The organism is Psychrobacillus sp. NPDC096389, assembly GCF_044762855.1.
GTDB lineage: Bacteria > Bacillota > Bacilli > Bacillales_A > Planococcaceae > Psychrobacillus.
In genome coordinates this window covers 846,665-860,465 of the sequence record NZ_JBIWFB010000001.1, presented here as the reverse complement: position 1 = coordinate 860,465, position 13,801 = coordinate 846,665, and the positions used below count along the sequence as shown (strand labels likewise).

Here is a 13,801-nt window from a genome sequence, read left to right as displayed (position 1 = left end):
CAAGTGGATATTCAATCCCTTAAAACACTTATGGAAATAAATGCCATGCAGACGCTTGGGAGTGTGCAAAGCTCACTAAATACTTCAAGCAGTTCCTTGTTTTCAGAAATGCTAGGACAAGTTCTTCAAACAGATGAAACCAATGTAGATTCAGCTAATAGGAATTCTTTATACTATAATGGAAATTCCCCTGTTTTTAGACCATCAAACCTTGCATATCAAAATGAATCCTTAATAAATGCAATTGCTTCTTATGCTCCATCCAACCAGATGTCGAGTTCAGATTTTGATGACATTATTAAACGTGCAGCGGCAAATTATAATGTATCAGAAAAACTTATTTCATCTGTCATCAAACAAGAATCTAATTTTAATCCTTCTGCGCTAAGTTCTGCAGGTGCTTCTGGATTAATGCAATTGATGCCCGGAACGGCTAAATACTTAGGTGTAACGAATATTTTCGACCCTGAACAAAATATTATGGGCGGTGCCAAATACTTACGCCAAATGCTTAATCAGTTCAACGGAGACACGGAAATAGCACTAGCTGCCTATAATGCAGGACCTGGAGCAGTAAAAAAATACGGTGGTATCCCACCTTATAAAGAAACACAAAATTATGTTCAGAAAGTATTAAACTATTACCAAGCATAGGCTTGAAACGACCTCCTGATAGGTCGTTTTTTACTGGCAGTCTAATTATTTGAGATAATTGTTTGGGATTGATAGAATGATATTAGTGCTAAAACAAAGGAGTAACGAATTATGACACAAAAACCAATACTTCCTTACGATGAGATTGGAGCAGAGAAATTATACCAGCTTGTCGATACGTTTTACAGTAATGTTGCAAAACATCCAATGCTGAAGCCGATTTTTCCAGATGATTTAACAGAAACCGCAAGAAAACAAAAACAATTTTTAACGCAATATCTTGGCGGTCCCAATTTATATACCGAAGAGCATGGACATCCAATGATGAAAATGCGTCATAATCCTTTTCCGATTACACCTGAAAGGGCAGCAGCATGGCTTTCCTGTATGAGAGCCGCAATGGATACTGTTGGGCTTGAAGGTAAAGTACGTGAAACTTTTTACCGTAGACTTGAGCTTACTGCAAACCACATGGTCAATCAAATGAGTCATGAGGAGGAACAAGCGTGACAAGAATACTCATTCCGACTGAACCGATTACATCTCCTTTTCTGAACAAGCCACTTGAAATGTATGTATTTCTAGATCCACTTTGTTCAGCTTGTTGGGAAATGCAACCGATTATTCGGAAATTGCAAGTTCAATATGGACAGTATTTTACAATTCGTACTGTACTTAGTACTCAGCTGAATAATTTAAATACTGTTTGCAAAACGTCAATTGAAGAAAGAACAAAGTTTCAATGTGATTTCCCAGATATAGAGCATTCTGTATTCCCTTCTATTGCCGTAAAAGCTGCAGAATTTCAAGGGAAAAAAGCTGCTCTTCGTTTTTTCAATAAAATACAAGAATATCTTTTCATTAAAACGAAAAATGTTACTTCGCTTTCTGTTTTGCAAGAAATAGCAGGCAAAGTCAACATTGATGTAGCGGAATTCACACAAGATTTCCAATCGAAAGAGTGTGCACGTTCCTTCCAAAGTGATTTGTCGATCACGTCAGAAATGGATGTCACTACATTTCCAAGTATCGTCTTTTTTAATGAAAATATAGAAGATGAAGGAATAAAAGTTTCCGGAATTTATCCTTATGAAATTTATGTACAAATATTACAAGAAATGCTATATGAAAAACCAGAAGTACAGGAACCACCTGCTCTTGCCAAGCTTTTTGATCGATTCCATTCCCTTACAACCAGTGAAATTGCTAGCTATTATAATATTTCCGACCAACAAGCTGAACGAGAACTGAAAAAACTCCTTCTACTTCAAGAAGTAGAAAGATTAGTATTACCGGACGTTGTCATCTGGCGACTGAAAAATAATTAAAAAAAAGCTGCTCATCTACAATCGATGAGCAGCTTTTTTTATTCAATTTCTTGTATAGTAAGTCCATACTTATAACTAAGTATCAAATTTATTATCCAAATAGAAAACCCCCTTTCCTCAGTTAGAAAAGGGGGTTTTCGTTTTACAAAGGGGATGGGAGAAATGTTCACGTTCAAACAAAGGGGTGTATGTTATCTTGTGATTTATTTCACACTCTTACTTTATCATGTCTTCTAAAGAAATACAATATATTAGCACTGACTTTCACAAATTCGTCATACATTAGACGTCATACCTTTATTAAACACCGTATGACTGAGTTTATGTGCCCATTAACGCATGGTTTGTGCGTGTACGGCCGGCTTATACTCTTTCTCCATTATTTGCGCGGATAAAGGTTTGATATGCTTGAATGGCGCTGGGATATGCTCGGATACAAATGCTTATTGCTCGCTCCCTATTTTTATGCGCAGGATACCTTGGCTTTATACTCACTCCGAACAACAAAAAAGGCCAAACTGAGTAATCTCTAGTTTAGCCTTCTTCTCACTATTTTATTCTGCTAATAGTAATTGTTCTAACTCATTAAGTTTTTCTTCAAATACGCGGCATGCTTCTTCGATTGGAGCAGCCGTGTTCATATCTACGCCAGCTTTCTTTAACACTTCGATTGGATAATCTGAGCAACCTGCTTTTAAGAATTCATTTATATAGCGATCAACGGCTGGTTTACCTTCCGTTAAAATTTGATTACTTAATGCAGTAGCAGCGCTTAAACCTGTTGCATATTGGTACACATAGTAGTTGTAGTAGAAGTGTGGGATTCGTGCCCACTCTAGCCCAATTTGCTCGTCGATTACGATTTCATCGCCAAAGTATTTTTGATTTAATTTATAGTATTCTTCCGTTAGTTTTTCCGCAGTCAATGCTTCTCCGTCTTGATCGAGCTGGTGGATAATATGCTCAAACTCAGCGAACATCGTTTGACGGAATACCGTTCCTCGGAATCCTTCTAACCAGTGATTCAGTAAGTAAATGCGTTTTTTCGGATCATCAATCGTTTTCAATAAATAATCATTCAATAATGCCTCGTTACAAGTAGACGCTACTTCTGCAACAAAGATGGAATAATCTCCATATACATAAGGCTGGTTTTCTCGCGTGTAGTAACTATGAATACTATGACCAAATTCATGTGCTAAGGTGAATAGATTATTCACGTTATTTTGCCAGTTCATCAAAATGTATGGGTTCGTACCATACGTACCTGACGAATATGCACCTGAACGCTTTCCTTTTGTTTCTACAACATCTACCCAGCGATTTTCTAATCCTTGCTTCACAATCGATACGTATTCCTCACCAAGCGGAGCAAAGCTTTTTAGCATTGTATCGCAAGCTTCTTCATACGTGTATTCCATTTTCAATTCTTTTACGAGTGGAGTGTATAAATCCCACATATGCAACTCATCTAATCCAAGTACCTTTTTTCGTAAACCAACATATTTATGAAGGAGATGAACATTTTTATTGATCGTTCCGACTAAATTATCGTAGACGCTTTCGGGAATATGATTTCCCGACATTGCCGCTTCACGTGCAGATGCGTATTTTCTAATTTTAGCGTTTACATTATCCCCTTTTACATTCCCAGCTAAAGTGGATGCAAATGTATTACGGAACTTGCCATACGTATCATACATTGCTTTAAATGCGTCTTCTCGCACACGTCCGTCTTCGCTTTCTAGAAAACGGGAATAGCGACCGTGCGTAAGTTGTACTTCGTTGCCATTTTCATCTTTGATCGATGGAAACTCTAAATCCGCATTGTTTAACTTGCCAAATGTATCTGACGGTGAACCAGCCACCTCTGAAAACTGGGCAAGCAATGCTTCTTGCTCTTTTGGAAGTACATGTGGGCGTTCTAGATTTACTTCCTCTAGAAGTTGACGATACAATTGCAAATCACTATTTTCAGATAAGTAATTAGAAAGAGCTGACTCATCTAGTGATAAAATTTCTGGCACTAAAAATGATAGTTCCGTAGAAACTTTTACATATAACGACTTAATACGGCTATCCATCGCTTGATAAGTGCTATTTGCAGTATCTTGGTCAGAACGCATATGTGCGTAGGTATATAGCTTCCGCAGACGTCCTGTTAATTCATCTCGGTACGTTAGCACTTCTAACAAAGCACTTGCACCATTTGCAATCGTCCCTTGAAATGTAGATGCTTTTTCGGCTAACTTCGCTACATCTTGAAATTCTTTTTCCCATGCGTCATTGGAAGGAAAAATGTCTTCTAATCTCCAAGTTAGATGCTCTTCTACTTCCTCACGTGTTAATACTTTATTGTTTGTTTCAGTCGTCAAGATGAACTTCCCCTTCCATTTGTTTCGAAATTCGTATCACTACTTATTTTCTCAATTTTCAGGTCACTTTGCAAGGAAATCCCTATATAGTAGTTCAACCATTTTCGAACTATTAAACTTGCTTTTATAAGTAACAGTATTTGACTGCATAAGACATTGCTGGAGTATCGACAAATAAGATTGGACAGCTTCCAATTTAAATAGATTTTGTGAAGAACCTATTGGACGATCGAGTAGGAAGGATTTACAATGTGAAAGATCCGCTTCATCAAGCGGAATTTTTATGCGATTTAAATAGTCCATCCACTGTATTTGCCACTCCACGGCGTGCACATGAAAAGATTCTGCATGAGTAGTCGGAATACCTATAAAAAAAGGAATTTCCTTCGGAGACAGCCTCCATCTATAGCACACTTGCAAAAACTGATTCTGGACTCCTTTTCTATTATAAAAATATAAGTTATCTATATGCTTAAAACGTTGTTTTCTATATATTCGTAGATACGTTTTGTACTCTTTATGGGATATTCGTTTGACGACTGCAAATGGCCAGGATTGCTTTTCTAATGATAACTTCTTTATTTTGACGATGTATTTATTCGATTGTATGTGAACTGGGTTGGAAATATAGTGAAAAAATTTTGTTTGTGGACAGTAGGTGATGATCATTTTACCGTATGTGGAGGTTTCCAGGAAAAATTGTTGACGAAATGCTGACAAATGCAGGGTGCCTATTTCTTGAGGTGGGAACTCCGAAATAGATGGTGTTCTCAGTATCCAAAGGGGGTCGATTTGTTGCTGTTTATATCCGTTATTCCGACTTACTATAGTATTCGGTAGTATTTTACTACATTGATATTCAATGGCTACTTGGGACTGGTTATTGTTAACTAAAATATCTGGTCTTTGTTTGATCTTCGGGATAAATGATTCCAGTTGTGGTTGGCAATTATGTCGCTTTAAAAATGCATACAATTGTAATTTGCCATTCAGATGGTCTTTACTTTCTCCTTCTGAAAAAGAATGGATGCATTCCGATTTACGCTTATGGGCAAAATGAGGAATATTAATGGATCCACTTCTCAAAATTACATCTTCCTTACATTGAATACACATAAACGCACTTCTTTGTTTCAAATGGTTTAGGAATTCACGTGAATAGTCGACAGAAACGATTACTTGTCCTTCTTTAGTTATGGCTGTTAATATGTTGATCACCTCTTTCCATAAATGTACGAATTTTCAGTGAAAAAAGCAAGAAAAAAAACCTTCTTTTTACAGAAGGTTAAAAATGTCTATTGAGTTCTTGGAATACATCATTTACAATAATTTCTTTTCCATACTCTTGAATCATATGGATAGTAGTTTTAGTACTATTTGCAAATTCTGAAATAACGCTAAGTGTATTTAATACATCTTCGAATTCTGTTACGTCGGAATTAAAAACTGCATGTAAATAATATTTTTCCTCATAATGATACAATGATGTTTCAAAATTTACTTTATCTAACTTTTTTGCTAGAACAAGTAAATCATCAAAGTTCTCAAACACGAATGTGTATTCGGAAGGAATTTCCTCGCCATCATCCATGAAATGCGAAAAATCATCAAATTCGTGAGGTCCTATAGAACTGGAGACACCATTTTTGAAAATTTTATTTGACAGGTCATCCATTTCAAAATCATCTGATCGTTCCTCATGTTTCCCTATTTCCGTTCGAGTGACAATCACTTCCAAACCTTTTTCCATCGCATGAACTTGTATCCATAATGGACCATCCAATTCCTCGAAATGATCATCATCATGAACTTCATCCATCATTTCCCAAAAAAGCTGCTCGCTCTTATCTTTGTTAAACCATATTTCATCTCGGCTGAAGCCTCTTTCTTCAATGTCGATGTATGAAATGTATACTTTGAAAGTGTTATCATTGATACGCTCGATATCCATTTAACACATCTCCTTTCGCTTCCTACCGCCTCATTCATGTAGTGTCTATTACTATTGTATGTTGTTTGTGAAAAAAAGAAAAGGATTCCAACTTATCTTTTTAAATTATTAATCACAATTGAATTGTAAGAAAAATTACACTTAAATGCAAGCAATCCAAAAGAAAAGCCGACTATTTTCAAAAGTTCTTTGAAAATAATCAGCCGATTAACTTTTAGTTAACAAGTTTTTGTGCTTCGAGTAACTGATATGCACGAACTTTTCTTGGTAAGAATCTACGAATTTCGTCTTCGTTATAACCAACTTGTAGACGTTTTTCATCTAAAATAATTGGTCTACGAAGAAGTCCAGGATATTCTTGAATTAGCTCATATAAACGTTGTAAAGGCAGGCTTTCCACATCTACATTTAGCTTTTGGAATATTTTTGAACGAGTAGAGATAATTTCGTCCGTTCCGTCTTCTGTCATTCGTAAAATTTCTTTTATTTCACTTATCGTAAGTGGTTCTGAAAAAATATTTCTTTCCGTATATGGAATATCATGTTCTTCTAACCATGCTTTTGCTTTTCTACATGAAGTACAACTTGGTGAGGTGAATAACGTAACCATCATTTAAAAACACTTCCTTTCAATTGGTAATTGTGTTATATGAAGTAGTTTATAATTAATTTAATGTAGTTCTTTACTTTTTCAGTATACACCAAATTTTAATCATTTAAAATACGTTTATAAGAAAAATTTCTCCTTTAATTAAAGCTGTCACAAATTCGTTGAATATATAAGTTATACTTACATTTTCACTTTAATAATGATAGATGTTTAAATTATACCCATCTCTTTTCTGTTTTAAACATAAAAATGAAAATTTTCATATTCTCATTTAGAAGAATTGTATTGAAAATAACTGTTATACTAATTAATACGTTTTTCATGAAATAAAGTTTCATAAAAAATAAAAAAGATAGGATTTTTTATGATCCTATCTTTTTTATTTAAGGTGTGTAGTCTACGCCGGGCGAGTATTTGTTACCAGCATTCCATAATAAGTATTCCATAATACCTGCTTCGTTTAATGCTTTAATCTGAGCTTCTACTTCCTCTTTAGCATATGTTTGATAATTGCCTGCACCTAAGTACGAAGCAGTGAAATCTTGAAGCCATGGTCTGGATACAGGTGGGTTTTCTAGTTCCGCTAATTTTGCATTTTCTACTTTAGCATATTCTTGTACTAAACGGTAAGGCTCTAGATCAGGCTTTGCAATACCGAAATAAGATGTCCAATGACTTGGGTAGATCATGGAAGAAATAACATCTACATTTTCGGATATTTTGGAGAAATTTTGTCCAATTCCGGGTGCTTCTGGTAACGTAGCAGAATAACCAAAAATATCAACCGACACTTGTACTCCATATGGTTTTAGCTTTTCTTTTGCATAAGCAACGAAGTCTGTAACAGCAGTAACTCTCCGTTGAACTGGATCTTCTTTCGATGTTTCATATTCACCCATAGAATATTTCAATGTATCTTCCCTATTTTCAAATCCTTCAGGAAATCGTACATAGTCAAATTGAATTTCTTTAAAGCCCATTTTAGCTGCTTCGATCGCGATTTCTACATTATAGTCCCATACTTCTTGAAGGAATGGATTGACAAATGCCTCTCCTCTGCCATTTTTCCAAACAGCATTCCCTTCCACATACGACCATTCCGGTTTTCTTTCGGCAAGTTCTGTATCTTTAAAAACAACGACACGTGCAATTGGATATATCTCTTTTTCTTCCATTGTCTCAAGCATTGCTCTTGGATCTTTTATGTATGGCTTTCCAATATCATATTTCTTAAGGGATGATTCCTCACTTGGAATATATGTTAAGTTTCCAAAGTCGTCTTTAATATCTACGACCATCGCATTTAGCTCTGTTGAATCTAGTAAATCTACTAAATTAGCGAATCTAGCTCCTCCAGCTGAATGACCAGTAACATATATTCCTCTCACAGCATCCGGATATTGAAAATTTAGTCCGGAGTCGTATATGAAAAGTTTGGATGTAGAAACGACAGTTTCATCGATCGGTTTTAAACTATATTCTTTTGTTGTAAAGTCTTCTGCAAATACTTTAGATTCAGCAAATACGGTACTAGGTAAAAGTACAGTAGCTGCCATACTAAATGAGGCAAGTAGCTTTATTGGCTTTTTCATAAAATTCTCCTTTCTTATAGTGTTTCTTAATTCTAACAATACTAAACAATGATTGAAAGAGAAATAATGCTCAAAATGTTGCTAACACGTCTTCTAAGTAGCGCATACTGATGATAATGTGTCTTAAGGTATCCGCTAAACCAGATTGTCGCGTTCAGTGGCTGCTTTGTAGTGTTCGAAGCCGTGATTGTCGAGTTCACATCTGAAATTGTCACATTCAACCATTTACTGTTAATGTTATAATTTAGTAATTTAATATTACCATTGATTTTCGCGGCAGGCGGCGACTCCGGCGGGATGAGTGAGGCAGATGAGCCTTTACAATGTAAGCCGTAAGCGTCGGTGAAAGAACATCGCTCACCCGGCGGAAAACGTCCATTCTGCAGCGAAAATCACAGCGGTCACTAGTCAACGCACAACGACGCACTATCTCTATACTCTTTCTAAATAGTCTATAATGCGACCTCAAACTATTCATCGTTTTTAGAAGTTTATGTTTATATACCCTAATAACATGAAAGAAAAACTTTTCTGTTCATTATCATGAAATATACAATGAAATTCTACAATTTATACATAGAAAAACGGAGTGGCTCTTAAGCTTACTCCGTTTTCAAGATTTATGAATTTATAGCTAAGTGGAGAGCAAGGGTGACTTGATTGCGTCCACCATTTTTAGATGCATAAAGCGCCTGATCAGCTCTGGATTGAAGAGTACTTATAGTATCTCCTTTTACAATAGTTGCAACTCCAATACTTATCGTAACAGTTTGATCTGTCCAGCCGGCACTCGCTACACGTAAGCGGATACTCTCAGCAATATATTGGGCATCAGATTGATCTGTATTAGGAAGGATCAATGCAAATTCTTCTCCTCCATAACGAGCCGCAACATCCTCTTCCCTTAGCTCCTCTTTCAGAATTAATCCCAATCCTTGGAGAACTCTGTCACCTGTTAAATGCCCATAATTATCATTTATCTTTTTAAAATGGTCTATATCTAACAATAATAGGGAAAGTGGTTGCGAATTGCTGGCGAATAAAGAAATATTAGATGCTAAATCTTCCTGAAAACTTCTTCTGTTCTTAAGACCAGTAAGTCCATCTGTAGTAGCTAATTTTTCTAATTGTTCGTTTACTTCTAGCAGTTCTTTTTGTTTGCTCTCTAATTCCCTACGCAAAAGATCTAGCTCGGCTATTTGCTCTCTCTTAATACGATTACGTTCTTCTGTTTCCTTTTTTACCGCCAGGAGGGATTGCTCATACTCATAGCGTTTCTTTATTTGAAATAACACACAATCATTTACAATTTCCCCGTCACGTTTTTTACGTGTCGCACTTAGGAGAACCGGAATATCCTTATTGTTTTTCGATTTGAATGTAAGATACATCTCTTCCACATGTTCGTGAAACTTTATGATAGGGAAAAAGTAAAGTTGATAAAAAGATTTGCTAGGAGCCGTTAGAATAATATTGACATGTTTTCCATATAACTCGTCCAAGTCAAAGCCTAGTAAAGTAAGCAATGTTTGATTGATCGTTCGAATGGTGCCCTCATCTGAAAGGGATAAGTAGCCACACGGAGCATAGTTCAATTGTTCATCTAACAAATAATCTACTCCTTACTAAGTGTGCTTACAGAACCAGTAGTCAAATATTCACTAATTAATTGAATGGTTTCTTCAGGATGACTCATATGTGGACAATGCCCAGTAGCTTGCATAAAACGCAAGGTATTGTCTGGCAGATGGCGATGCATGTAGTTCCCAACTTCACTTGGAGCAATAACATCTTCCGCACACTGAAGAATAAGCGATGGTACCGCCACTTTTCTCAAGTCTTCTCGATTATCAGAAAAGAAAGTGGCAATGGCAAATTGGCGAGCAACAGTTGGATCAGTCGAACAAAAACTTTCCTCTAATTCTTTGGAAAGCTCTGGACGATCGGGATTTTTCATAATAACTTTGGAAAGATAATTGGACCAGCCAATATAATTCATCTCCATCATATCAATTAATCCATCCAAGTCCTCTTTCTCAAACCCACCTATATAGTCAGGATGATCATTTAGATAACGAGGGGATGGTCCTATCATAATAAGATGTTCAAATAAATCAGGCTGTTGTATAGATGCCAACATCCCAATGGTGCTACCTACTGAATGTCCAATAAAAGTTATTTCTTTTAAATCCAGTGCAGCACATATTTCTAGCAAATCCTGTGCATATCCATGAAGTTTACTGTATTTGCTAGGGCTATAAGCATTATAATCAGACTTACCTGAACCAACATAATCAAAAAGAATAGTACGATAATTTTCTTCAAAAGCAGGTGCTACAAACCTCCACATATTTTGGTCACATCCAAACCCAGGAGCAAACAACATTGCCCTCGTACCTTTTCCAGTAATATTTACATTATTTCGTAAAAGAACATTTTGATCCATATAGAAACCTCATCTATTCTAATAATATAAGTCTATTTATCTAAATTGTAAGACCTAACTCGCTTTACATATACAATCCTCTAAAATTTTCTAGTAATTTCATTATATCCTATTCTACATGTTCCAACAATTAAAGAAGCGAATACAAGGCATTTCCTCGCTACTTTACCCAGAATAAAAGCGCATCTCTTCGTCCCCATCTGAGGAATGGAAATAATCAGCATTAATAGATATCACATATTATAGAGATAATGTGTCTTAGTGACCGCTGTGATTTTCGTTGTAGCCGTACGCTTTCCGCCGGGTGAGCGATGAATCATTCACGTCGCTTGCGCGTAAGTTGATCAAGCTCTACACGAAGTTGGACGATCTCTCTTCCAAACACTGCAAATAGATGAAATTATGCCTATAAGCTAAAACTAATAGTGCTTCCTTAAGACGCACTATCCCTAGATTATGTCTAAATTATTATCCTCTCACTCCAAGAAAACTTGTTGTAATAAGAATTAGTTGCTATCCATGACTAGTTAGTTCCCCTAAGACATTTACTGGATATACTCCATGAAAAATGAATGTTTTGAGAGAGTCGATACTGAACAAGTTAGCAAGTTCTATTAATTGAAGCGCAAGGCGGCGAGACCTGTGAGGTCACCGCCCGCCCCACGGTAAGCGTCTCCGCCTGGAGCGGAAATCATAGCGGACATATAAGTATGCTTATGACGCATCATCCCTATACTGTGCTCAATTTTAAGAATTCACTTAACCTACTTACTTTATAATTTCACAGGCCATAAAAAAATCGATCATTCGCATAGGAATGACCGATTTTTTATTATTTAGAGCTTGATGTAGCTCTTAAAGATTGCAATTCTTTTTCAGAACAGTAAACAAAATGTCCAGGCGTTACTTCACGCATAGCAATTTCTTCCCCGTCTTGATAATTATGATTTGCTGGGTCGTATGATTTACGGACACGAGTGCGCTCATAATTTGGATCTGGAAGAGGAATAGCTGATAGAAGAGATTGTGTATATGGATGCATCGGATTTGCATACAATTCTTCTGCAGTAGCTAACTCGACTAGCTTACCAAAATACATTACTCCAATACGGTCAGAAATGTATTTTACCATAGACAAGTCATGTGCAATGAATAAATAAGTTAAGCCTTTTTCTTCTTGTAGTTCTTTTAGTAAGTTTACAACCTGTGCTTGAATCGATACATCTAGCGCTGAGATTGGCTCATCCGCAATGATGAATTCAGGATTCACAGCAAGTGCTCTTGCAATTCCAAGACGTTGACGTTGTCCACCTGAAAACTCATGTGCATAACGATCCGCATGCTCACGGTTTAATCCAACAGTTTCTAAAAGTTCTACTACTTTTTCTTTTCGTTCTTTTGGATTTTTCACAAGACCGTGAATATCCAATCCTTCTGCGATAATATCCAGTACTTTCATACGCGGATTTAGAGAAGCATATGGATCTTGGAAAATCATTTGCATTTTACGATTGAATTCTTTTAAATCTTTTTTAGATTTTTTATCATGTACGTTTACACCATCGTAAATTACTTGACCATCTGTTGCATCATAAAGACGGATAATTGTACGCCCAGTCGTTGATTTACCACAACCTGACTCGCCAACTAGACCTAATGTTTCCCCTTTATAAATATCAAAGCTTATATCATCTACCGCACGAACTTCATTTGGCTTACCTTGATTGAAATACTGCTTTAAATTTTTGATTTCCAGTAATTTTTCAGCCATTAGTAAGTACCTCCTTCCGTTCCTTCATAGTAACGACTACCTGGATATTTTTTCATACGCTCCATAATTGCTACTGGTGGGTCTACTTGCGGAGCATCTGGATGTAATAACCAAGTTGCTGCATAATGCGTATCACTCACTTTAAAAAATGGAGGATTTTCTTCCAAATCTATTTTCATTGCATAATCACTACGAAGAGCAAATGCATCTCCCTTTGGAGGTGACAATAGATCCGGTGGTGTTCCCGGAATTGCATATAGTTTCTCTTCTGCCGTATCAAGTGAAGGCATTGAGCTTAGTAATCCCCATGTATAAGGGTGTTGTGGATTATAGAAAATTTCATCTACCGTTCCGATTTCAACAATTTTCCCACCATACATAACAGCAACTCTATCTGCCACATTCGCTACTACACCAAGATCATGTGTAATAAAGATGATCGATGTATTAATCTTCTTTTGTAAATCTTTCATTAGCTCTAGAATTTGTGCTTGAATCGTTACGTCCAGCGCAGTAGTCGGTTCATCCGCAATTAATACTTGTGGATTACATGCTAGTGCAATGGCAATAACGATACGTTGACGTTGTCCACCTGAAAACTGATGTGGATATTGTTTCATACGAGCTTCTGGTTTAGGCATACCTACTAGACGAAGTAAATCTACTGCTTCTTTATGCGCTACTGATTTACTTACATTACGGTGCTTTAATATAGGCTCCATAATTTGTTTTCCAATAGTCATCGTAGGATTCAACGAAGTCATAGGATCTTGGAAAATCATTGAAATGTCTTTTCCACGAATCTTTTGCATTTCTTTATCTGTAAGTTTCGTTAAATCTTTTCCATTAAATAAGATATGACCATTTTTAAATTCAGAGCTATGTTCAGGCAATAAACGCATAATTGACTTAGTCGTTACGGATTTACCAGAACCAGACTCTCCAACAATTGCAAGCGTTTCTCCTTTTAATAAGTCAAAGTTAACGCCACGAATTGCTTTAACTTCCCCTGCAAACGTATGGAAGGAAAGCTCTAGGTCTTTTACTTCTAATATTTTTTCCATTTTCGCTTTC

At 36.3% G+C, this 13,801-nt stretch carries 12 protein-coding genes; 3 read left to right on the top strand and 9 right to left on the bottom strand.

Going from position 1 to position 13,801, the window contains the following annotated elements:
• The first annotated feature begins 3 nt into the window (after positions 1-3).
• The 3 genes from ACIQ38_RS04000 to ACIQ38_RS03990 all read left to right on the top strand — a co-directional run bounded on the left by ACIQ38_RS04000 (position 4) and on the right by ACIQ38_RS03990 (position 1,982).
• The gene (locus ACIQ38_RS04000) at positions 4-654 is read left to right on the top strand and encodes a lytic transglycosylase domain-containing protein (protein ID WP_402818303.1); all 651 of its coding nucleotides are present in this window, start codon (positions 4-6) and stop codon (positions 652-654) included.
• A gap of 111 nt (positions 655-765) precedes the next feature.
• Positions 766-1,164 (top strand): globin domain-containing protein, encoded by a 399-nt coding sequence (locus tag ACIQ38_RS03995; protein ID WP_402818301.1) that lies wholly within the window; start codon positions 766-768, stop codon positions 1,162-1,164.
• Positions 1,161-1,982 (top strand): ClpXP adapter SpxH family protein, encoded by an 822-nt coding sequence (locus tag ACIQ38_RS03990; protein ID WP_402818298.1) that lies wholly within the window; start codon positions 1,161-1,163, stop codon positions 1,980-1,982. Before ACIQ38_RS03995 ends, ACIQ38_RS03990 begins: the two co-directional genes overlap by 4 nt.
• Positions 1,983-2,536: 554 nt before the next feature.
• Here ACIQ38_RS03990 and pepF read toward each other — a convergent pair.
• The 9 genes from pepF to ACIQ38_RS03945 form a co-directional block, all read right to left on the bottom strand.
• A complete protein-coding gene (gene pepF / locus ACIQ38_RS03985; RefSeq protein ID WP_402818295.1) occupies positions 2,537-4,357 on the bottom strand; it encodes an oligoendopeptidase F in 1,821 nt (606 codons plus the stop codon).
• Positions 4,358-4,420: 63 nt separating this feature from the next.
• Positions 4,421-5,575, bottom strand: coding sequence for a competence protein CoiA (locus tag ACIQ38_RS03980; protein WP_402818292.1), 1,155 nt, complete (start codon positions 5,573-5,575; stop codon positions 4,421-4,423).
• Positions 5,576-5,642: 67 nt separating this feature from the next.
• Positions 5,643-6,308 (bottom strand): adaptor protein MecA, encoded by a 666-nt coding sequence (mecA, locus tag ACIQ38_RS03975; protein ID WP_402818290.1) that lies wholly within the window; start codon positions 6,306-6,308, stop codon positions 5,643-5,645.
• Between the two features lie 214 nt (positions 6,309-6,522).
• Positions 6,523-6,918, bottom strand: coding sequence for a transcriptional regulator SpxA (spxA, locus tag ACIQ38_RS03970; protein ID WP_402819602.1), 396 nt, complete (start codon positions 6,916-6,918; stop codon positions 6,523-6,525).
• Positions 6,919-7,301: 383 nt separating this feature from the next.
• On the bottom strand, positions 7,302-8,510 hold the full coding sequence (locus ACIQ38_RS03965; protein ID WP_402818287.1) for a putative glycoside hydrolase: 1,209 nt from the start codon (positions 8,508-8,510) through the stop codon (positions 7,302-7,304).
• A gap of 620 nt (positions 8,511-9,130) precedes the next feature.
• Entirely contained in the window at positions 9,131-10,120 is a 990-nt protein-coding gene (locus tag ACIQ38_RS03960; RefSeq protein WP_402818284.1) for a sensor domain-containing diguanylate cyclase, read from the bottom strand.
• Between the two features lie 5 nt (positions 10,121-10,125).
• Positions 10,126-10,956 (bottom strand): alpha/beta fold hydrolase, encoded by an 831-nt coding sequence (locus tag ACIQ38_RS03955; RefSeq protein WP_402818281.1) that lies wholly within the window; start codon positions 10,954-10,956, stop codon positions 10,126-10,128.
• Positions 10,957-11,788: 832 nt separating this feature from the next.
• A complete protein-coding gene (locus tag ACIQ38_RS03950; RefSeq protein WP_402818278.1) occupies positions 11,789-12,727 on the bottom strand; it encodes an ABC transporter ATP-binding protein in 939 nt (312 codons plus the stop codon).
• Positions 12,727-13,791: an ABC transporter ATP-binding protein gene (locus tag ACIQ38_RS03945; RefSeq protein WP_402818275.1), complete on the bottom strand. Its 1,065-nt coding sequence runs from the start codon at positions 13,789-13,791 to the stop codon at positions 12,727-12,729. The genes ACIQ38_RS03950 and ACIQ38_RS03945 overlap by 1 nt, the downstream gene beginning before the upstream one ends.
• Between the last annotated feature and the right edge of the window lie 10 nt (positions 13,792-13,801).

What these genes read in the sequence shown, in the direction of transcription:
- spxA (WP_402819602.1), bottom strand. Translation starts at nt 6,918, where the DNA reads ATGGTTACGTTATTCACCTCACCAAGTTGTACTTCATGTAGAAAAGCA.
- ACIQ38_RS03995 (WP_402818301.1), top strand. Translation starts at nt 766, where the DNA reads ATGACACAAAAACCAATACTTCCTTACGATGAGATTGGAGCAGAGAAA.
- mecA (WP_402818290.1), bottom strand. Translation starts at nt 6,308, where the DNA reads ATGGATATCGAGCGTATCAATGATAACACTTTCAAAGTATACATTTCA.
- ACIQ38_RS03955 (WP_402818281.1), bottom strand. Translation starts at nt 10,956, where the DNA reads ATGGATCAAAATGTTCTTTTACGAAATAATGTAAATATTACTGGAAAA.
- ACIQ38_RS03950 (WP_402818278.1), bottom strand. Translation starts at nt 12,727, where the DNA reads ATGGCTGAAAAATTACTGGAAATCAAAAATTTAAAGCAGTATTTCAAT.
- ACIQ38_RS03945 (WP_402818275.1), bottom strand. Translation starts at nt 13,791, where the DNA reads ATGGAAAAAATATTAGAAGTAAAAGACCTAGAGCTTTCCTTCCATACG.
- ACIQ38_RS03965 (WP_402818287.1), bottom strand. Translation starts at nt 8,510, where the DNA reads ATGAAAAAGCCAATAAAGCTACTTGCCTCATTTAGTATGGCAGCTACT.